17 protein-coding genes are annotated in these 18,623 nt (G+C 71.3%); 10 read left to right on the forward strand and 7 right to left on the reverse strand.

What is annotated here, in order from left to right; all coding sequences use genetic code 11:
- Window positions 1–94: 94 nt before the first annotated feature.
- The 4 genes from whiA to uvrC are packed head-to-tail and all read right to left on the reverse strand — an operon-like array spanning window position 95 to window position 5,182.
- Entirely contained in the window at window positions 95–1,084 is a 990-nt protein-coding gene (gene whiA / locus ACH4G3_RS26760; RefSeq protein WP_010039680.1) for a DNA-binding protein WhiA, read from the reverse strand.
- Window positions 1,075–2,154: a gluconeogenesis factor YvcK family protein gene (locus ACH4G3_RS26765; protein ID WP_397626895.1), complete on the reverse strand. Its 1,080-nt coding sequence runs from the start codon at window positions 2,152–2,154 to the stop codon at window positions 1,075–1,077. Before ACH4G3_RS26765 ends, whiA begins: the two co-directional genes overlap by 10 nt.
- Entirely contained in the window at window positions 2,151–3,110 is a 960-nt protein-coding gene (rapZ, locus tag ACH4G3_RS26770; protein WP_397626896.1) for an RNase adapter RapZ, read from the reverse strand. The genes ACH4G3_RS26765 and rapZ overlap by 4 nt, the downstream gene beginning before the upstream one ends.
- Window positions 3,107–5,182, reverse strand: a complete 2,076-nt coding sequence (uvrC, locus tag ACH4G3_RS26775; protein WP_397626897.1) for an excinuclease ABC subunit UvrC — start codon at window positions 5,180–5,182, stop codon at window positions 3,107–3,109. The genes rapZ and uvrC overlap by 4 nt, the downstream gene beginning before the upstream one ends.
- A gap of 262 nt (window positions 5,183–5,444) precedes the next feature.
- Between uvrC and ACH4G3_RS26780 the strand changes: the two genes are divergently transcribed.
- The 4 genes from ACH4G3_RS26780 (at window position 5,445) to ACH4G3_RS26795 (ending at window position 8,969) form a co-directional block, all read left to right on the forward strand.
- The gene (locus ACH4G3_RS26780; protein ID WP_397626898.1) at window positions 5,445–5,597 is read left to right on the forward strand and encodes a hypothetical protein; all 153 of its coding nucleotides are present in this window, start codon (window positions 5,445–5,447) and stop codon (window positions 5,595–5,597) included.
- Between the two features lie 284 nt (window positions 5,598–5,881).
- Complete coding sequence (locus ACH4G3_RS26785) at window positions 5,882–6,829, forward strand: hypothetical protein (RefSeq protein ID WP_397626899.1); 948 nt, start codon at window positions 5,882–5,884, stop codon at window positions 6,827–6,829.
- Window positions 6,830–6,981: 152 nt separating this feature from the next.
- Entirely contained in the window at window positions 6,982–8,064 is a 1,083-nt protein-coding gene (locus ACH4G3_RS26790; protein ID WP_397626900.1) for a LacI family DNA-binding transcriptional regulator, read from the forward strand.
- Window positions 8,061–8,969, forward strand: a complete 909-nt coding sequence (locus tag ACH4G3_RS26795; protein WP_397626901.1) for a carbohydrate kinase family protein — start codon at window positions 8,061–8,063, stop codon at window positions 8,967–8,969. The genes ACH4G3_RS26790 and ACH4G3_RS26795 overlap by 4 nt, the downstream gene beginning before the upstream one ends.
- Window positions 8,970–9,020: 51 nt before the next feature.
- Here ACH4G3_RS26795 and ACH4G3_RS26800 read toward each other — a convergent pair whose 3' ends face one another.
- On the reverse strand, window positions 9,021–9,884 hold the full coding sequence (locus ACH4G3_RS26800) for a helix-turn-helix domain-containing protein (RefSeq protein WP_397626902.1): 864 nt from the start codon (window positions 9,882–9,884) through the stop codon (window positions 9,021–9,023).
- A 101-nt stretch (window positions 9,885–9,985) separates the two neighbouring features.
- Between ACH4G3_RS26800 and ACH4G3_RS26805 the strand changes: the two genes are divergently transcribed.
- The gene (locus tag ACH4G3_RS26805; protein ID WP_397626903.1) at window positions 9,986–10,549 is read left to right on the forward strand and encodes a YceI family protein; all 564 of its coding nucleotides are present in this window, start codon (window positions 9,986–9,988) and stop codon (window positions 10,547–10,549) included.
- Between the two features lie 80 nt (window positions 10,550–10,629).
- On the opposite strand, the gene uvrA is transcribed toward ACH4G3_RS26805, so the two are convergent.
- Window positions 10,630–13,641 (reverse strand): excinuclease ABC subunit UvrA, encoded by a 3,012-nt coding sequence (gene uvrA, locus ACH4G3_RS26810; protein WP_397626904.1) that lies wholly within the window; start codon window positions 13,639–13,641, stop codon window positions 10,630–10,632.
- Between the two features lie 223 nt (window positions 13,642–13,864).
- Between uvrA and ACH4G3_RS26815 the strand changes: the two genes are divergently transcribed.
- The 5 genes from ACH4G3_RS26815 (at window position 13,865) to ACH4G3_RS26835 (ending at window position 18,074) form a co-directional block, all read left to right on the forward strand.
- Window positions 13,865–14,554 (forward strand): maleylpyruvate isomerase family mycothiol-dependent enzyme, encoded by a 690-nt coding sequence (locus ACH4G3_RS26815; protein ID WP_397626905.1) that lies wholly within the window; start codon window positions 13,865–13,867, stop codon window positions 14,552–14,554.
- Window positions 14,555–14,589: 35 nt separating this feature from the next.
- Window positions 14,590–15,246 carry an MBL fold metallo-hydrolase gene (locus ACH4G3_RS26820; RefSeq protein WP_397626906.1) on the forward strand — a complete coding sequence of 219 codons (657 nt, stop codon included), beginning with the start codon at window positions 14,590–14,592 and terminating at the stop codon, window positions 15,244–15,246.
- A gap of 292 nt (window positions 15,247–15,538) precedes the next feature.
- Complete coding sequence (locus ACH4G3_RS26825; RefSeq protein ID WP_397626907.1) at window positions 15,539–16,417, forward strand: ABC transporter substrate-binding protein; 879 nt, start codon at window positions 15,539–15,541, stop codon at window positions 16,415–16,417.
- Window positions 16,414–17,316: an amino acid ABC transporter permease gene (locus tag ACH4G3_RS26830; RefSeq protein WP_397626908.1), complete on the forward strand. Its 903-nt coding sequence runs from the start codon at window positions 16,414–16,416 to the stop codon at window positions 17,314–17,316. Before ACH4G3_RS26825 ends, ACH4G3_RS26830 begins: the two co-directional genes overlap by 4 nt.
- On the forward strand, window positions 17,313–18,074 hold the full coding sequence (locus ACH4G3_RS26835; protein ID WP_397626909.1) for an amino acid ABC transporter ATP-binding protein: 762 nt from the start codon (window positions 17,313–17,315) through the stop codon (window positions 18,072–18,074). Before ACH4G3_RS26830 ends, ACH4G3_RS26835 begins: the two co-directional genes overlap by 4 nt.
- Before the next feature lie 30 nt (window positions 18,075–18,104).
- On the opposite strand, the gene aroQ is transcribed toward ACH4G3_RS26835, so the two are convergent.
- On the reverse strand, window positions 18,105–18,578 hold the full coding sequence (gene aroQ / locus ACH4G3_RS26840) for a type II 3-dehydroquinate dehydratase (protein ID WP_243381052.1): 474 nt from the start codon (window positions 18,576–18,578) through the stop codon (window positions 18,105–18,107).
- Window positions 18,579–18,623: the final 45 nt, after the last annotated feature.

The following is an 18,623-nucleotide window of genomic DNA, read 5'->3' on the forward strand; positions in this document are numbered from 1 at the left end:
CCATGATCGAGTCAAGAGTGCCGGAACGACACGCAAGAGCCGGTGCCGACCACCCAAGTGGACGTCGGCACCGGCTTCTTGACGAACTGTGGGATCAGCCTACGAGATTGTCGGCCAGTTCCTCGGAGAGGTTGGCCTCCGTGCCCGGGATGCCCAGGTCGGAGGCGCGCTTGTCGGCCATGGCCAGCAGGCGGCGGATCCGGCCGGCGACGGCGTCCTTGGTCAGCGGCGGGTCGGCGAGCGCGCCCAGCTCCTCCAGGGAGGCCTGCTTGTGCTCCATGCGCAGCCGGCCGGCCGCTGCGAGGTGCTCGGGGACGTCCTCGCCGAGGATCTCCAGCGCCCGCTGCACACGGGCACCGGCGGCGACGGCCGCGCGGGCCGAGCGGCGCAGGTTGGCGTCGTCGAAGTTGGCGAGCCGGTTCGCCGTGGCGCGCACCTCGCGGCGCATCCGGCGCTCCTCCCAGGCCAGCACCGACTCATGGGCGCCGAGACGGGTGAGCAGGGCGCCGATCGCGTCGCCGTCGCGGACGACGACCCGGTCCACACCGCGCACCTCGCGGGCCTTGGCGGCGATCGACAGGCGGCGGGCGGCGCCGACCAGGGCGAGCGCGGCCTCGGGGCCCGGGCAGGTCACCTCCAGGGAGGAGGAGCGGCCGGGCTCGGTGAGCGAGCCGTGCGCCAGGAAGGCGCCCCGCCAGGCGGCCTCGGCGTCGCAGGTGGCCCCCGAGACCACCTGCGGGGGCAGGCCGCGGATCGGGCGGCCCCGCCCGTCGACCAGGCCGGTCTGGCGGGCCAGCTGGTCACCGCCCGCGACGACGCGCACCACGTAGCGCGAGCCGCGGCGCAGTCCGCCCGGTGCCATCACGATCAGCTCCGAGCTGTGGCCGAAGATCTCCAGGATGTCCCGCTTGAGGCGGCGGGCCGCCATCGCCGTGTCCAGCTCCGCCTCGATCACGATCCGACCGCTCACCAGGTGAAGGCCGCCGGCGAACCGCAGAATGGCGGAGACCTCCGCCTTTCTGCAGCAGGTCCGGGTGACGGGGAGCCGGGAGATCTCGTCCTTCACCGCTGCCGTCATCGCCATGGGCCGATCCTTCCATGCATCCGAAAAATACGGTCGTACGCGGCGGCCAACAGCTCCGGGTCATGCCTCGGGGTCCCGTCGGGCCGGGCCACCGGCGCCAGCTCGACCGCGGCCCCGAACCGCTTGGCGGCATCGGTCAGGGAGTCGCGGTCGGGCACGGCGGCCTCGTCGGCCAGCACCACGTCCAGGGCGAGTTTAGGGGCGTGTCGTCCCAAAACCTCCAAATGACGCTGCGGGGAGAAGCCCTCTGTTTCTCCGGGCTGCGGGGCGAGGTTCAGGGAGAGTACCCGGCGGGCCTTGGTCTGCGTGAGCGCGTCCAGCAGCTCGGGCACGAGCAGATGCGGGATGACCGAGGAGAACCAGGAGCCGGGGCCGAGCACCACCCAGTCCGCGTCCAGGACGGCCTGGACCGCCTCGGGCACGGCCGGCGGGTCGTGCGGCACGACCTGCACGGACTGCACCTCGCCGGGGGTGAGGGCGACGGTGGCCTGGCCGCGGACCGTGTCCACCTCCTCCGGGCGGGCCGGGTCGTGGCCCTTGACCAGGGCCTGGAGCTCCAGCGGGACGGCGGACATGGGCAGCACGCGGCCCTGTGCGCCGAGCAGCCGTCCGACCAGGTCGAGGGCCTGGACGTGGTCACCGAGCTGCTCCCACAGGGCGACGATCAGCAGGTTGCCGACCGCGTGCTCGTGCAGGTCGCCCTTGGACTGGAAGCGGTGCTGGATGACGCGCGCCCAGGTCTGGCCCCAGTCGTCGTCACCACAGAGCGCGGCCAGTGCCTTGCGCAGGTCGCCGGGCGGCAGCACGCCCAGCTCGTCGCGCAGCCGGCCGCTGGAGCCGCCGTCGTCGGCCACGGTGACGACGGCGGTGAGGTCGCCGGTGATCCGGCGCAGGGCGGCGAGCGACGCGGACAGGCCCATGCCGCCGCCGAGGGCGACGACCTTGGGCTGGGTGCCCCGGCGGCGGGGTCTGCCGCCCCGGGCCTCGGCGGGCCGGCCGCCCCTTCCGTCGGTGCTGCCGTCGGGCACCACCCGGCGCAGCCGGCTCAGCCGCGGAGTACGTCGTGTCATTCGCGTCCCATGTCCCGGTGTACGACCACCGTCTCCACGCCCTCGGCGGCGAGCCGGGCGGCGAGCTTCTCCGACATGGCGACCGAGCGGTGCTTGCCGCCCGTGCAGCCCACGGCGATGGTCACGTAGCGCTTGCCCTCACGGCGGTAGCCGGTGGCGACGAGCTGGAGGAGCTCGGTGTACCGGTCGAGGAACTCCTTGGCGCCGGGCTGGTTGAAGACGTACCCGGAGACCTCCTCGTTGAGGCCCGTGTACGGGCGCAGCTCCGGGACCCAGTGCGGGTTCGGCAGGAAGCGGCAGTCGACGACCAGGTCGGCGTCGACCGGCAGCCCGTACTTGTAGCCGAAGGACATGACCGTGGCCCGCAGCTCCGGCTCCTCCTCGCCGGCGAACTGGGCGTCCATCTTGGCGCGCAGCTCGTGCACGTTGAGGCTGGAGGTGTCGATCACCAGGTCGGCGTCGCCGCGCAGCTCGCGCAGCAGCTCCCGCTCGGCGGCGATGCCGTCGACGATGCGGCCGTCGCCCTGGAGGGGGTGCGGGCGGCGCACCGACTCGAAGCGGCGCACCAGGGCATCGTCGGAGGACTCCAGGAAGACGATCCTGCGGGTGACGTTCTTCGCCTCCAGGTCGGCGAGGGACTCGCGGAGGTTGTCGAAGAACCGGCGGCCGCGGACGTCGACGACGACGGCGATCCGGGCCACGTTCCCCTGGGAGCGGGCGCCGAGCTCCACCATGGTGGGGATCAGCGCGGGCGGCAGGTTGTCGACGACGAACCAGCCGAGGTCCTCCAGGCACTTCGCGGCCGTGGAACGGCCGGCCCCGGACATGCCGGAGATGATCACCAGCTCGGGGATGGCCGCGTCCGGGACTCCGGCCTTGTCGTTGGTCGTGCCCGTACTCACCTGTGCTCCGTCTCCGACTTGCTCTTCTTGTCCGTCGTGCTCGTTCACATTCATGTCTCCTGCCCCCGTCGTTCGTCCGGGGCGCCCATCGTCGCGGGCTCCCCACTGGAACCCATGGTGCCGGGTTCCTCCTCCATGATCTCTCCAGTCGCCATGTTGACGGCGGGTGCGGCCGGGGCCGCCTGGGCGAGGGCCACCGCGATGGTCTCGGCGGTCTTGCGGCCTATGCCGGGGACCTCGCAGATCTGGTCGATGGTGGCGGATCGCAGTTTCTTCAACGAACCGAAGTGCTTCAGGAGTGCCTGCTTGCGCGTGTCCCCGAGGCCGGGGACGTCGTCCAGGGGGCTGGACCGGAAGCGCTTGGACCGCTTGGTGCGCTGGTAGCTGATCGCGAAGCGGTGGGCCTCGTCACGGACCCGCTGGAGCAGGTACAGGCCCTCGCTGGTGCGGGGCAGGACCACCGGGTCGTCGTCGCCGGGCAGCCAGACCTCCTCCAGGCGCTTGGCGAGGCCGCACACGGCGATGTCGTCGATCCCCAGGTCGTCCAGGGCCCGCTGGGCGGCCGCGACCTGGGGGGCGCCGCCGTCGACGACGACGAGCTGCGGCGGGTAGGCGAACTTCTTGGGGCGGCCGTCGTCCTCGGTGAGGGTGCCGGCGCTGGTGCTGGTGAGCTGGCCGTTCTCGGCGTTCTCGGCGTCCTCACCGTCCGACCACTCGCCCGTCTTCTCCTTCTCGGCGAGGTAGCGGCGGAAGCGGCGGGTGATCACCTCGTGCATGGAGCGGACGTCGTCCTGCCCGGCGAAGCCCTTGATCTGGAAGCGGCGGTACTCGCTCTTGCGGGCCAGGCCGTCCTCGAAGACGACCATGGAGGCCACCACGTCGTCGCCCTGGAGGTGGGAGATGTCGTAGCACTCGATCCGCAGCGGGGCGCTGTCCAGGTCGAGGGCGTCGGAGATCTCCTCCAGGGCGCGCGAGCGCGTGGTCAGGTCGGAGGCGCGCTTGGTCTTGTGCAGGACGAGCGCCTGCTGGGCGTTGCGCTGCACCGTCTCCATGAGGGCCTTCTTGTCACCACGCTGGGGGACGCGCAGGGAGACGCCCGAGCCGCGCCGGCCCGCGAGCCACTCCTGCACGGGCTCCACGGGGTCGGGCAGGGCCGGGACGAGGACCTCCTTGGGAACCGCGTCGCCCGTCTCCTCGCCGTACAGCTGCTGGAGGGCGTGCTCCACGAGGGCGCCGGTGGTGATCTCCTCCACCTTGTCGGTGACCCAGCCGCGCTGGCCGCGCACGCGTCCCCCGCGTACGTGGAAGATCTGGACGGCCGCCTCCAGCTCGTCCTCGGCGACCGCGATCAGGTCGGCGTCGGTCGCGTCGGCGAGCACGACCGCGTTCTTCTCCATGGCCTTCTTCAGGGCCTCGATGTCGTCGCGCAGCCGGGCCGCCCGCTCGTACTCCATCTCCTCGGCCGCCTCGCCCATCTGCTTCTCAAGGCGGCGGATGTACGTGGCCGTACGGCCGGTCATGAAGTCGCAGAACTCGTCGGCCAGTTCGCGGTGCTCCTCGGCGGAGACCCGGTCCACGCACGGGGCCGAGCACTTGCCGATGTAACCGAGCAGGCAGGGGCGGCCCGTACGGGCGGCGTTCTTGAAGACGCCGGCCGAGCACGTGCGCACGGGGAAGACGCGCAGCAGCAGGTCGACGGTGTCGCGGATCGCCCACGCGTGCGCGTACGGCCCGAAGTAGCGGACGCCCTTCTTCTTGTGACCGCGCATCACCTGCACGCGCGGGTAGTCCTCGTTCATCGTCACCGCGAGGTACGGGTAGCTCTTGTCGTCGCGGTACTTGACGTTGAACCGGGGGTCGTACTCCTTGATCCAGGAGTACTCCAGCTGGAGCGCCTCGACCTCCGTGGACACCACCGTCCACTCCACGGACGCGGCCGTGGTCACCATGGAGCGGGTGCGCGGGTGCAGGCCCGCCAGGTCCTGGAAGTAGTTCGCCAGGCGCTGGCGCAGGCTTTTCGCCTTTCCGACGTAGATCACCCGGCGGTGCTCGTCACGGAACCTGTAGACCCCCGGCGAGTCGGGGATCTCACCCGGTTTGGGGCGGTAGCTGGAGGGGTCGGCCATGTCTCACACCCTACTGGCGAGCACCGACAGTCCGACGGGACGCCCGGACACGACCACGGCCTCGGCGAGGGGCAGTTTCCAACGGCATGCCCCGCCCGGGGTTACGGCGCGCCGGGAGCGGGAATGCAGGCTTCCCACGGGGACACGGCGACGTCCGGCGGACGGAGACCGTGTCGGTGCAGGCACAGGTTGTCGGTGCGGACCGGCCGTTTCCATGCGAAACGGGCGGGCCACGGGTCGGAGGGCTGCGCAGATGAAGCGGATGCGGATCGAGAAATCCCGGCGGGCCGTCCGTGCCCGCCGGTACGCGGACGAACCGTTCGCGCTGCACGACGCCCTCGACCCGCGCGACCCCGACATAGTGCGGGCCAAGCGCCTGGCCGTCGAGGAACGGGCCGCGAGCGACCGCTCGTAGACGGGCGCCGTCTCGGCGGAGGCCCGGCTCGCCGTCAGCGGAGACCGCCCGGGGCGCCACGCGCCCCGGGCGGTCGCATGTCCGGACGGGCCCGGCCGGGAGTACATCACTGTCCGGCATCAGGTGTTGTCGGGACCAGGTCAACACGCTTCAATGCGGAGGAACTCGGGACCCCTGAACGACGGCGTACGGATGTGAAGACCCCCCTGCGCCGGCGGGACGGTCCCGGGCGGCCCGCGCGAACGGTCTGACCAGCCGTCGCCGACTCACAGAGAGGCCCCTGCATGCCGCACGCCCCACAGCACGCGGACGTCGCCACCGCGGAACTGGACTCGGTTCTGCGCGGCGGCCCCTTCCACGTCGCCCTGCGTGCCGCGATCGCCGCCCGCGGGCTGCCGCTGCAACGCGTGCAGCACCATCTGTCCCGTCACGGGGTGAAGGTCGGCGTCACCAGCCTGAGTTACTGGCAGCAGGGGGCCAGGCGGCCGCAGCGCCCCGAGTCCCTGCGGGCCGTGCGCGCGCTGGAAGAGATCCTCGACCTTCCCGAGGAATCGCTGATCCGGCTGCTCGCCGACTCCGGCGAAGGCCCGTCCGGGCAGCGCTCCGCGGCCCGCTCCTACCGCTCCCTCGTCGAAGCCTCCGGAGTCCTGGACCAGCTGCTGGCCGAGCTGGACTGCGTGCCGGACGGCGGTCTGCACACCCTCGGGCACCACGAGCGGCTGCGGATCGGGGCACGGCGCGAACTGGCCGAACGGGAGTCGCACCACATCGTGCGCGCCCACCGGGACGGCGTCGACCGCTTCGTGGCCGTCCACCACGGCGACCGGGGAGCCGCACCGGAGCGCATGAGGGTGCACGCGCTGGAGAACTGCCGTACGGGACGTGTCCGTTGGCACCGTGACACGGGTGTGCTCGCGGCCGAGCTGCTCTTCGACACCCGGCTGCGGGCCGGCGACACGTTCCTGTTCCGCTACGGCGTCGAGGACGGCACGGCGGGTGTGTCACACGAGTACCTCCGCGGCTTCGACTGCCCCGGCGGCCAGTACGCCCTCCAGGTGTGCTTCGACGCGGCGGCCCTCCCGGCCCGCTGTCACCGTTTCACCCAGCACTCGGCGGCGGCCCCGCGCACCGGCTGCCAGGACCTGGCACTGAGCGGACGGCACCGGTCGGTGCACCTGGTCGAGCCGCGGGTGCGCACCGGGTTCCTGGGTATCGGCTGGGACTGGGAGTAGCGGCACCGAGGGCGGCCGTGGTTCGCCGCCCTCTCTCTTCTGTCCTCTGCCCCGTTCCCTCCCGGCTCGACGTAAACGCTTGCGTAAGCGTTTACGTCTGCCTTCGGATGCGATACGTTCCCCCGGAACCTGACAGACGAGGCGGGAGCAGCATGGTGACCATGGCCGACGTCGCTCGGAGCGCCGGTGTCTCCGTGGCGACCGTCTCGCACGTCCTGAACGGCACCCGGCCGGTGCTGCCGCACACCCGCCAGGCGGTCCTCGACGCCGTGGAGGAGCTCGGCTACACGACGAACACGCTGGCCCGTTCCCTGGTGACCGCCCGTACCCGGTCCATCGGACTGGCGGTGTCGGCGATCAGCAACCCGTACTTCACGGAGATCCTCCAAGGCGTCGAGGCCAGTGCCCTGGAGCATGGCTACAGCCTCCTGATCGCCGATCCGCACGACGACCCGGAGCACGAGCGCAAGGTCGTCCAGCTGCTGCACGAGCGCCGGGTGGACGGCATGATCGTCGCGCCCTCCGCGGATCCGCGCGGGCTGCTCGCCTACCTGGGGCGGCACGACGTACCGGCCGTGTTCCTCGACCGGCTGGTGGACGCCGCGGACGGCGGACCGCGTTTCGACCAGGTCTGCGCCGACAACGCCGAACCGACGTCCCGGCTGGTCACCCACCTCGCCGGTCTCGGTCACCGGCGGATCGGGCTGGTGGCGGGGCGACCAGGCCTCAGCACCACGAGCGAACGGATCACCGGCTACCGGACCGGCCTCGCGTTCGGCGGACTCCCCTGGGACGAACGGCTCCTGGTGCACGGCGACTCGGAGTCGGCCGGTGCCGAAGGGGCCACCGCCGCCCTGCTGTCCCTCGCCGTGCCGCCCACCGCGCTGGTCACCGGCAACAACGCCATGACCATCGGGGCGCTGCGTGCCCTGCGCGCGCACGGCCTGTCCGTGCCCGGCGACATCGCACTGTGCTGCTTCGACGACTTCGCCTGGGCGGACCTGTTCTCGCCCCGGCTGACCGCGATCGCGCAGCCCAGCAGGGACATCGGCGCCCAGGCCGTACGCGTGCTCCTGGAACGTCTCGCCGAGCCGGACCGGCCCGCCCGGACGGTGCGGCTCCCCTGCACCTTCGTCCACCGCACCTCGTGCGGCTGCCCCGAGGAGCCGGGGCGGTCCGTGCGGTTCGAGCAGCCCGAGCAGTCCGCGCAGTCCGAGAGAGGAACCGTCGCATGATCGTCGTCGCCGGTGAGGCACTGATCGACCTGGTACCGCGGGGCACGGGTGCCCTGGCGGCACTCCAGCCGGCGCTCGGCGGCGGCCCGTACAACACGGCGGTCGCGCTGGGCCGTCTCGGTTCCCCGGCCGCCTTCTGTTCGCGGGTGTCGTACGACGCCTTCGGGGAGGCCCTGCTGGACCGGTTGCGGGAGACCGGGGTGGACGTGTCGTCGGTGCAGCGCGGCGCCGAGCCCACGACCCTCGCCGTCGCGACGGTCGGCACGGACGGCTCGGCGGCGTACTCGTTCTACGTCGACGGGACGGCGGACCGGCTGTTCACGGCCCCCTCCGCGCTGCCGCCCGGCACCCGGGCCGTCTCCTTCGGGACCTGCTCGCTGGTGCTGGAGCCGGGGGCGAGCGCCTACGAGGAGCTGATGCGTGCGGCGGCCGCGCAGGGTGTGTTCACCGCGCTGGACCCGAACATCAGGGCCGGACTGATCCCGGACGCGGACGCCTACCGGGCGCGGTTCAAGAGCTGGCTGCCGTCGGTGTCCCTGCTGAAGCTGTCCGAGGAGGACGCCCGGTGGCTCGGCGGCACGCCCCAGGAGTGGCTGGCGGCGGGCCCGGCGGCGGTCGTGATCACCCGGGGCGGCGACGGGCTGACCGCCTTCACCGCTGATGGCGGCGAGTACTCGGTGCCGGGCGAGCGGGTCCGGGTCGTGGACACGATCGGCGCGGGCGACACGGTGAACGCCGCGCTGCTGCACGGGCTCGCGGCACGCGACGCGCTCAGCGCTCACGCGACGGCCGCGCTGGGGCCGGACGGCTGGACGGGGCTGCTGGGCTTCGCGGCCCGTGCGGCGGCGATCACCTGCTCCCGGGCCGGGGCGGAACCGCCGTACGCACACGAGCTGGAGGGCTGACACCTCCCGCGATCAGGGCGGCCTACGCAGAACGCGTCCCGGGCGCGTCGCTCAGCCGGCCGTCCCAACGGCCCGCAGCGCGCCGGGGCGACGGCCGTTGAGGCGGTCCAGGGCGGCGGCCGTGGCGTCGTCCGCGGGCAGGTGGACGATCACGCGCTGGCCCTCGTCGGGCAGCGCGAACGTCTCGTGCAGCAGGCGCAGCGAACCGGCCTCGGGGTGCTCGATGTGCTGGGAGCCCGTCCGCCGCGGCGCCGCGGCCAGGTCGGCGAACCGGTCGGCGAAGTCCGCCCCGGCCGTCACCGTCAGCTCGTCGGCCAGCTCGGCGACGTAAGGGTCCCGCAGCGGGACCTCGTGCCGGAGCTGGGCGACCAGGTCGTCGGCCACCCGGTCCCAGTCGCGGTAGGCGCTGCGGGCCCGTTCGTCGGTGAAGAGGTAGCGGAGCAGGTTGGGCGGATCGTCGTCCAGCAGGCCGAGGGGGCCGGCCAGCCGCTCGTATCCCGCGGTGTGGGCCAGGACGTCGCCGATCCAGTTGACCACCAGCGCCGGGGTCGGTTCGAGGCGGTCCAGTACGGACCGGACGGTGGGGCGGGCCGTGCGGCCGAGCTGCGGGGCCGCCGCACAGAGCAGCGGGTCGCCGCCGTCCGCCTCCTTGGTCAGGCGGCGCAGCAGCATCCGGTCGGCGAGAGACAGGTTCAGGACGTCGGCGAGGGCACCGAGCACCTGGGCGGAGGGGTGGCGGTCCCGCCCCTGTTCCAGCCGGGTGAGGTACTCGACGCTGATACCGGCGAGCGTGGCCAGTTCGGAGCGCCGCAGGCCGGGGGTGCGACGGCGCTGACCGGTGGGCAGGCCCACCTCGGCGGGGCTGACGGCTTCACGCCAGGTGCGCAGGAACGTGCCCAACTCGTTGTCGCTCACCCGCCGAACGTACCCCGCCCGCGCGCGGAGAGGGTGTCCCTGCCACTACCAGGCTCCGGCCGGTCTCCCTCCCGGGCCGCGCGCCCCTCAGGGTGGAGGACATGACGAATGACACCGCTACCGCCGCTTCCGCCACCGCTCTGCCGCTGGCCCCGGGGCACTGGGCCCTGGACCCGTTCCACTCCTCCGTGGGCTTCACCGTCCGTCACCTGGGCATCGCCAAGGTGCGGGGGCGTTTCGAGCGGCTGGAGGCCGAGCTGTTCGTCGGGGAGCGCGTCGAGGACGTGCGGGTCTCCGCGACCGTCGATCTGGCCTCGATCGACACCGGCAACGCCGACCGGGACGCGCATGTCCGCGCGTCCGACCTGCTCGACGTCGAGAAGCGCCCGACGATGACATACCGCTCGACGCGTGTGTCGGGTGAGGGTGAGGACTGGACGATGGAGGGCGAGCTGACGATCGGCGAGGTGACCCGCCCGGTGATGCTCGCCGTGGAGTTCGGCGGGCTGGTCGACGTGCCCATGGACGGCAGCCGGCATGCCGGGTTCGAGGCGACGGGTGAGATCCGGCGCAGCGAGTTCGGACTCGACTTCGCTCCCGGTCTGCTCGGTGACGTGGTGAAGATCCAGCTCGACATGCAGTTCGTGGAGCCTGAGAACGCCTGACCGCACAACGACGCGCCGTGCCCCACAGGGAGTTCCTGTGGGGCACGGCGCGTCGGCGGCAGCCTTCAGCCCTTGGCCGGTCAGCCCTTGGTCGTCCGCGTCGTCTTCTTCGCGGCGGCCTTCGTGGACTTTGCGGCTGTCTTCTTCACCGCGGTGCTGTTGACCGTCCTGGTAGCCCTGGTCTGTGCCGGGACCGTCTTCTTCGCCGCCGTCTTGCGCGGGGCCTTCACCGAGGACGCGTCGGTGATCCGGTCGGCGCCGAGGACCTCGCGCAGGAACTTGCCGGTGTGGCTGGCCGGGACCGCGGCGACCTCCTCGGGCGTGCCCTCGGCGACGACCAGGCCGCCGCCGGCGCCGCCTTCGGGACCCATGTCCACGATCCAGTCGGCGGTCTTGATCACGTCGAGGTTGTGCTCGATGACGATGACCGTGTTGCCCTTGTCGACCAGTCCGGACAGCACCGTCAGCAGCTTGCTGATGTCCTCGAAGTGCAGACCGGTGGTCGGCTCGTCCAGGACGTAGACCGTGCGGCCGGTGGAGCGGCGCTGGAGCTCGCTGGCGAGCTTGACGCGCTGGGCCTCACCGCCGGACAGGGTGGTCGCGGACTGGCCGAGCCGGACGTAGCCGAGGCCGACGTCCTTGAGGGTCTTCATGTGGCGGGAGATCGCGGGGACCGCCTCGAAGAACTCCGTGGCCTCCTCGATCGGCATGTTCAGGACGTCGGCGATGGACTTGCCCTTGTAGTGGACCTCCAGGGTCTCCCGGTTGTACCGGGCGCCGTGGCAGACCTCGCACGGGACGTAGACGTCCGGGAGGAAGTTCATCTCGATCTTGATCGTGCCGTCGCCCGCGCAGTTCTCGCAGCGGCCGCCCTTGACGTTGAAGGAGAAGCGGCCGGGCAGGTAGCCGCGGACCTTCGCCTCGGTGGTCTCGGCGAACAGCTTGCGGATGTGGTCGAAGACGCCGGTGTAGGTGGCCGGGTTGGAGCGCGGGGTGCGGCCGATGGGCGACTGGTCGACGTGTACGACCTTGTCGACGAGGTCGTCGCCGTCCACGCGCGTGTGCCGCCCGGGCACGTTCCTCGCGCCGTTCAGCTCGCGGGCCAGGTGCGTGTACAGGATGTCGTTGACCAGGGTCGACTTGCCCGATCCGGACACGCCGGTGACGGCGGTGAACACGCCCAGCGGGAACGAGACGTCGATGTCCTGGAGGTTGTTCTCCCGGGCGCCGTGCACCGTGAGCTGCCGGGACGGGTCCAGCGGGCGCCGGATCTCCGGCAGCGGGATGGCCTTCTTGCCGGACAGGTACTGACCGGTCTGCGACTCCTCGTTGGCGAGGAGCTCCTTCAGGGAGCCGCTGTGCACGACCTTGCCGCCGTGCTCACCGGCGCCGGGGCCGATGTCGACGACCCAGTCGGCGGTCTTGATGGTGTCCTCGTCGTGCTCGACGACGATGAGCGTGTTGCCCATGTCGCGCAGCCGGACCAGGGTCTCGATCAGCCGGTGGTTGTCGCGCTGGTGCAGGCCGATGGACGGCTCGTCGAGGACGTACAGCACGCCGACGAGGCCGGAGCCGATCTGGGTGGCCAGGCGGATGCGCTGGGCCTCGCCGCCGGACAGCGTGCCGGCCGCGCGGTTCAGGGAGAGGTAGTCCAGGCCGACGTCGACGAGGAACCGCAGCCGCTCGTTGACCTCCTTCAGGACGCGCTCGGCGATCTTCTTGTCGCGGGCGCTGAGCTTCAGCTCCCTCAGGAAGTCCGCGCAGTCGCTGATCGACATCGCGGAGACCTCCGCGATGGACTTGTCCATGATCGTGACCGCGAGGACGATCGGCTTCAGGCGCGTGCCCTCACAGGTCGGGCAGGGCACCTCGCGCATGTAGCCCTCGAAGCGCTCCCGGCTGGCGTCGCTCTCGGCCTCGCTGTGCCGGCGCTTGACGAACGGGACGGCGCCCTCGAAGGCCGTGGTGTACCGGCGCTCGCGCCCGTAGCGGTTGCGGTAGCGGACCTCGACCTGGGTCTTGTGGCCGTGGAGCAGGGCCTTCTTGGCACGCTGCGGGAGGCCCGCGAACGGGATGTCCGTACGGAAGCCCAGGGCGTCGGCGAGTGCACCGATCAGGCGGCCGAAGTAGTCCTTGGTGTGGCCGTGCGACCAGGGGTGGATGGCGCCCTCGTCGAGGCTCTTGTCCGGGTCCGGGACGATGAGCTCCGCGTCGACCTCCATGCGCGTGCCGATGCCGGAGCAGTCCGGGCAGGCGCCGAAGGGCGAGTTGAACGAGAAGGAGCGGGGCTCCAGCTCCTCGAAGGACAGGTCGTCGTACGCGCAGTACAGGTGCTCCGAGTACATCCGCTCGCGCTCGGGGTCGTCCTCCGGGAGGTCGACGAAGTCGAGCACGACCATGCCGCCGGACAGACCGAGGGCGGTCTCGACGGAGTCGGTCAGACGGCGCTTGGCGCTGTCCTTCACCGTGAGGCGGTCGACGACCACCTCGATGGTGTGCTTCTCCTGCTTCTTCAGCGTGGGCGGGTTCGACAGCTGGATGGTCTCGCCGTCCACCCGCGCGCGGGAGTAGCCCTTGGTCTGGAGGTCGGCGAAGAGGTCGACGAACTCGCCCTTGCGCTCGCGTACCAGCGGCGACAGCACCTGGAAGCGGCTGCCCTCGGGCAGCTCCAGGACCTTGTCGACGATGGCCTGCGGCGACTGGCGCGTGATCGGGCGGCCGCACTCGGGGCAGTGCGGCTTGCCGATGCGCGCGAAGAGCAGACGCAGGTAGTCGTAGACCTCGGTGATGGTGCCGACCGTGGAGCGCGGGTTGCGCGAGGTCGACTTCTGGTCGATGGAGACGGCCGGGGACAGGCCCTCGATGAAGTCGACGTCCGGCTTGTCCATCTGGCCGAGGAACTGCCGGGCGTACGAGGACAGCGACTCCACGTAGCGCCGCTGGCCCTCCGCGAAGATGGTGTCGAAGGCCAGCGAGGACTTGCCCGACCCCGACAGGCCCGTGAAGACGATGAGCGAGTCGCGCGGGAGGTCGAGCGAGACGTTCTTGAGATTGTGCTCGCGCGCTCCACGAACGATGAGACGGTCGGCCACGCCGGTCCGCACCTTTCTTGAGAGAAGTGACAGGGGCGGGGCCCCCGTGCTTTCTCAGACTAGGGGGAGCCACTGACAACGCCGGTCGGATTCACGGGTTGCCAACAAACCCCGGCTTTCCAGCATGCCCGACGTCACGTCCGACCATATAGCACGCGCATTCGATTACCGGCACTCCTTCACCACCTTCACCCGAAGGGGTGGCGGAGCTAGGGTCAGCACCATGATTGATCACGGTCATGACCTGGCGTCTGTACAAGCCGCTACGGAACGGCTGCTCATCGCAGTCGGCAAACTGGACAACGCCTCTGTGACGCAGCCGTCACGGCTTCCCGGCTGGACCCGGGGCCATGTGCTGGCCCACCTCGCCCGCAACGCGGACGCTCTCGTGAACGTCCTGGAGGGCCGTCCCATGTACGTCTCCGGCGAGGCCCGGGACGCCGACATCGAGCGGGACGCCCCGCGCCCGCTCGACGTCCACCTCGCCGACCTGCGCGAGAGCGCGGCCCGCTTCCAGGAGGCCGGGGCCGCTCCGGCGGACTGGTCGCGCACGGTGGAGCTGCGGAACGGGGTCACGGACTCGGCGTCCCGGGTGCCGTTCCGGCGGTGGGTGGAGGTGGAGCTGCACCACGTGGACCTGGGGATCGGGTACGAGCTGGAAGACCTGCCGGCGGACTTCACGCAGCGGGAGATCGCCTTCCTCGCCGACCGGTTCTCCGGGCATCACGACGTGCCGCCCACGCGCCTCACGGACGGCACGCACGCGTGGAGCACGGGACGGGAGGCCGACGACGGGCCCGGGGTGACCGTCACCGGCCCCCCGGCGGACCTGCTGGGCTGGCTCGCCGGCCGCCGTTCGGGAGCCGCGCTGACGGTGGACGGCGGAGCCCTTCCGGCACTGCCCCCGCTGTAGGACCCGGCCCGCTCCCCCGCTATAGGCTGGCGCACATGACGTACAGCGGACAGGTGACGGTCGGCGGACCTGCCGACGTGCACGAGCTCAAGGACCTGATGATCACCAAGATCGCGGTCGGTCCGATGAACAACAACGCCTATCTGCTGCGCTGCCGGGCCACGGACGAGCAGTTGCTGATCGACGCCGCGAACGAGGCGCAGACGCTGCTCGGCATGATCGGTGACGACGGCATCGCGTCCGTCGTCACCACCCACCAGCACGGCGACCACTGGCAGGCGCTCGCCGAGGTCGTCGCGGCCACCGGAGCCCGCACCTACGCGGGCCGGGACGACGCCGACGGCATCCCGGTGCGGACCGACGTGCTGGTCGACGACGGCGACACCATCCGGGTGGGGCGCGTGGAACTCACCGCGCGCCACCTGGTCGGGCACACGCCCGGTTCGATCGCCCTCGTCTACGACGATCCCCACGGACATCCCCATGTGTTCACCGGGGACTGCCTCTTCCCCGGCGGTGTGGGCAACACCCACAAGGACCCCAAGGCGTTCGCCAGCCTCATCCGCGATGTGGAGACCAAGATCTTCGACGTCCTCCCGGACGAGACGTGGGTCTACCCGGGGCACGGCAACGACACGACGCTGGGCGCGGAACGCCCGCAGTTGCCGGAGTGGCACGCGCGCGGGTGGTGAGTGCTGCCGCGCACGCGCCCCGTGTGAATCATTCGCACACGCCGGTGTCGTACGTACGCTCCCCCTGTACGTAGTTGCGCAGTCAACTGGTAGCAGCCCCGCGCAGGATGACGGCTCCTGGGCGGATGGGCCGCCGGTCTGTCGATCCCCGCCCTCGACCGGCGGCCCCGGCGACCGCCGAACCCGGCGCGCGCCACGGAGTGTTCACACGAACGCAACACCCGCTCCCACGATGCGAGCAGATGCCGTCGTGACCTCGACAAACAGGACCGGCGGCTGCCAATCTCGCGCCATGCATCCTGCCTCGCGTGCCCCGCGCCGCGCTGCCGCCGCCGTCACCGTCGCCCTGCTCGCCACCGCCGTCGGCTGTGCACCCCAGCCGGAGGAGCCCGCGTCCGGCACGTCCTCGGCCGGAAACACGTGCGAGAAAGGCAAGTTGGACACCCGGGCCTCGGGCAAGCTGACGATCGCCACCGACGAACCCGCCTACGAGCCGTGGTTCAAGGACGACGACCCCGCGAGCGGCAAGGGCTTCGAGTCGGCGGTCGCGTACGCCGTAGCGCGGCAACTCGGTTACGGCAAGGACAAGGTGGTCTGGCAGACCGTCCCGTTCAACAAGGCCTTCGCGCCCGGTGAGAAGACGTTCGACTTCGACATCAACCAGGTGTCCGTCAGCGACGAGCGCAAGAAGGCCGTGGACTTCTCGTCCGGCTACTACGACGTGCGCCAGGCCGTCGTCGCCCTGAAGGGCTCCAGGGCGGCGAAGGCGAAGAGCGTCGCGGACCTGAAGGACGCGAAGCTGGGCGCGCAGGTCGGCACGACCAGCCTCGACTACATCGACGACGTGGTGCGGCCCACCCGGGCGGCCGCCGTGTTCGGCAAGAACGACCAGGCCAAGTCCGCGCTGAAGAACGGCCAGGTCGACGCCATCGTCGTGGACCTGCCGACCGCCTTCTACATCACCGGGGCCGAGGTCACGGACGCGACGATCGTCGGCCAGTTCGAGAACCAGGGCGGTACGCCGGAGCAGTTCGGACTCGTGCTCGACAAGGGCAGCGCACTCACCTCCTGCGTCTCGCGGGCCGTGGACGCGCTGCGCGAGGACGGCACGCTGGCGAGGATCGAGCAGCAGTGGCTGTCGGACGCCGTCGACGCTCCGGTGCTCAAGTGACGGTGAACAAGGACGAGCCGGCGGTCGGCTCCGGCGCACACGACGCGCGGGACGGCTACGTGCCGTCGCAGCGTCGCCTGGACCGTGAGCGCTACAAGCGCGCCCGCGCCCGGCGCGCCACCGCGATCGGCGCGATCTCCACCCTCGTCACCGGAGCCGTCCTCTACCTGGTCGTCGTCAACGCCCCCGGCTGGCCGCGCACCAAGGAGACCTTCTTCGACTGGGGGTACGCGCGCGAGGCGTTCCCGAAAGTCCTCGAAGGGCTGTGGCTGAACGTCCGGCTGCTGCTGGTCTGCGGGGCCGCGGTGCTCGTCCTCGGCATGCTGATCGCCGTCGCCCGTACGCTGCGCGGCCCGGTGTTCTTCCCGCTGCGCGTCCTGGCCGCCGCCTACACGGACTTCTTCCGGGGGCTGCCGCTGATCATCAACCTGATGATCGTGGTCCTCGGCGTCCCGGCACTGCGGCTCCAGGGGGTGACCGTCGACCCCGTGCTCCTCGGCGGCACCGCGCTCACCCTGACGTACTCGGCGTACGTCGCCGAGGTGTTCCGGGCCGGCATCGAGTCCGTGCACCCCTCGCAGCGCGCCGCGGCCCGCTCACTCGGGCTCAGCAACCGGCAGGCACTGCGGTACGTGGTGCTGCCCCAGGCGGTGCGCCGTCAGGTGCCGCCGCTGCTGAACGACCTGGTGTCGCTCCAGAAGGACACCGGGCTGGTCTCGATCGGCGGTGCCGTGGACGCCGTACGGGCCGCCGACATCATCGTGGGCCGCAGCCTCAACTACACGCCGTACATCGTCGCGGGTCTGGTCTTCGTCGCGCTGACCATCCCCATGACCCGCTTCACGGACTGGGTGACGGCGCGGATGGACCGCCGGCGGGCCCAGGGAGGAATCACATGAGCGACGCGCCCGACGCGCCCGTGCTGCGCATGGAGGCCGTCCGCAAGTCCTTCGGCGGCTCGGTCGTCCTGCGGGACGTCGACCTGGAGGTCGCCCCGCACACGGTCACCGCGCTGATCGGCGCCTCCGGCTCCGGCAAGTCGACGCTGCTGCGGTGCGCGAACCTGCTGGAGGAGATCGACGACGGGGCGATCTGGCTGGACGGCGAGGAGATCACCGACCCGCGCGCCGACCAGGACGCCGTGCGCCGCCGGATCGGCGTGGTCTTCCAGGCGTACAACCTCTTCCCGCACCTGACGGTGCTGGAGAACATCACACTCGCTCCGCGCCGCGTGCACGGCGTGCCCCGCGCCGAGGCCGAGGCACGCGCGCGTGAGCTGCTGGAACGGCTCGGGCTCGGCGGGAAGGCGGGCGAGTACCCGGACCGGCTGAGCGGCGGACAGCAACAGCGGGTGGCGATCGTGCGCGCCCTGGCCGTACGCCCCCGGCTGCTGCTGCTCGACGAGATCACTGCCGCTCTCGATCCCGAGCTGGTGGGCGAGGTCCTCACCGTGGTCCGCGACCTGAAGGACGAGGGCATGACCATGGTGCTGGCGACGCACGAGATGGCCTTCGCACGGGAGGTCGCCGACCAGGTGTGCTTCCTGGAGGGCGGCGTGGTGCTGGAACGCGGCACCGCCGAGCAGGTCTTCGGGGAACCGCGGCAGGAGCGCACGCAGCGCTTTCTGCGGAGGATCGTGGAGGCGGGACGGTTGTGATCCCTGGCGGCGGGACGGTCGCCGAAGACCTCAGGTGTCGGCGCGCCCCGCCCCGGCCAGCGCCGCGACCCGCTCCACGCCGAAGACGTACCCCTGTACCCCGCACCCCGCGATGACCCCGTCGGCGCGCAGCGAGACGTAGGAGTGGTGCCGGAACGACTCCCGCTTGTGGATGTTGGAGATGTGGACCTCCAACACCGGCATGCCGTCACAGGTGTTGAGGGCGTCCAGGATGGCGACGGAGGTGTGCGAGTAGGCGCCCGGGTTGATCACGATGCCGCAGTGGTTCAGCCGCGCCTCGTGGATCCAGTCCACCAGCTCGCCCTCGTGGTTGGACTGGCGGAAGTCGACCGTGCCGCCGTGCGCGGCCGCCGCCTTGGCGCACAGGGCCTCGACGTCGGCGAGGGTGTCGGAACCGTAGATCTCGGGCTGACGCTGGCCGAGGAGGTTCAGGTTGGGGCCGTTGAGGATCATGATCGGGGCGTTGGCCAGGGTGCGGGGCACGGTTCCTCCGGTCCGTTCGAGGTCGCCGCGGCCCGTGGCGGACCG

Origin of the sequence: Streptomyces afghaniensis (assembly GCF_044327915.1) — a bacterium.
Taxonomy (GTDB): Bacteria; Actinomycetota; Actinomycetes; order Streptomycetales; family Streptomycetaceae; genus Streptomyces; species Streptomyces afghaniensis.

What these genes read in the sequence shown, in the direction of transcription:
- ACH4G3_RS26805 (WP_397626903.1), top strand. Translation starts at nt 9,986, where the DNA reads ATGACGAATGACACCGCTACCGCCGCTTCCGCCACCGCTCTGCCGCTG.
- ACH4G3_RS26790 (WP_397626900.1), top strand. Translation starts at nt 6,982, where the DNA reads ATGGTGACCATGGCCGACGTCGCTCGGAGCGCCGGTGTCTCCGTGGCG.
- ACH4G3_RS26825 (WP_397626907.1), top strand. Translation starts at nt 15,539, where the DNA reads ATGCATCCTGCCTCGCGTGCCCCGCGCCGCGCTGCCGCCGCCGTCACC.
- ACH4G3_RS26815 (WP_397626905.1), top strand. Translation starts at nt 13,865, where the DNA reads ATGATTGATCACGGTCATGACCTGGCGTCTGTACAAGCCGCTACGGAA.
- ACH4G3_RS26835 (WP_397626909.1), top strand. Translation starts at nt 17,313, where the DNA reads ATGAGCGACGCGCCCGACGCGCCCGTGCTGCGCATGGAGGCCGTCCGC.
- rapZ (WP_397626896.1), bottom strand. Translation starts at nt 3,110, where the DNA reads ATGAATGTGAACGAGCACGACGGACAAGAAGAGCAAGTCGGAGACGGA.
- ACH4G3_RS26820 (WP_397626906.1), top strand. Translation starts at nt 14,590, where the DNA reads ATGACGTACAGCGGACAGGTGACGGTCGGCGGACCTGCCGACGTGCAC.
- whiA (WP_010039680.1), bottom strand. Translation starts at nt 1,084, where the DNA reads ATGGCGATGACGGCAGCGGTGAAGGACGAGATCTCCCGGCTCCCCGTC.
- ACH4G3_RS26765 (WP_397626895.1), bottom strand. Translation starts at nt 2,154, where the DNA reads ATGACACGACGTACTCCGCGGCTGAGCCGGCTGCGCCGGGTGGTGCCC.
- uvrC (WP_397626897.1), bottom strand. Translation starts at nt 5,182, where the DNA reads ATGGCCGACCCCTCCAGCTACCGCCCCAAACCGGGTGAGATCCCCGAC.
- ACH4G3_RS26780 (WP_397626898.1), top strand. Translation starts at nt 5,445, where the DNA reads ATGCGGATCGAGAAATCCCGGCGGGCCGTCCGTGCCCGCCGGTACGCG.
- ACH4G3_RS26795 (WP_397626901.1), top strand. Translation starts at nt 8,061, where the DNA reads ATGATCGTCGTCGCCGGTGAGGCACTGATCGACCTGGTACCGCGGGGC.
- ACH4G3_RS26785 (WP_397626899.1), top strand. Translation starts at nt 5,882, where the DNA reads ATGCCGCACGCCCCACAGCACGCGGACGTCGCCACCGCGGAACTGGAC.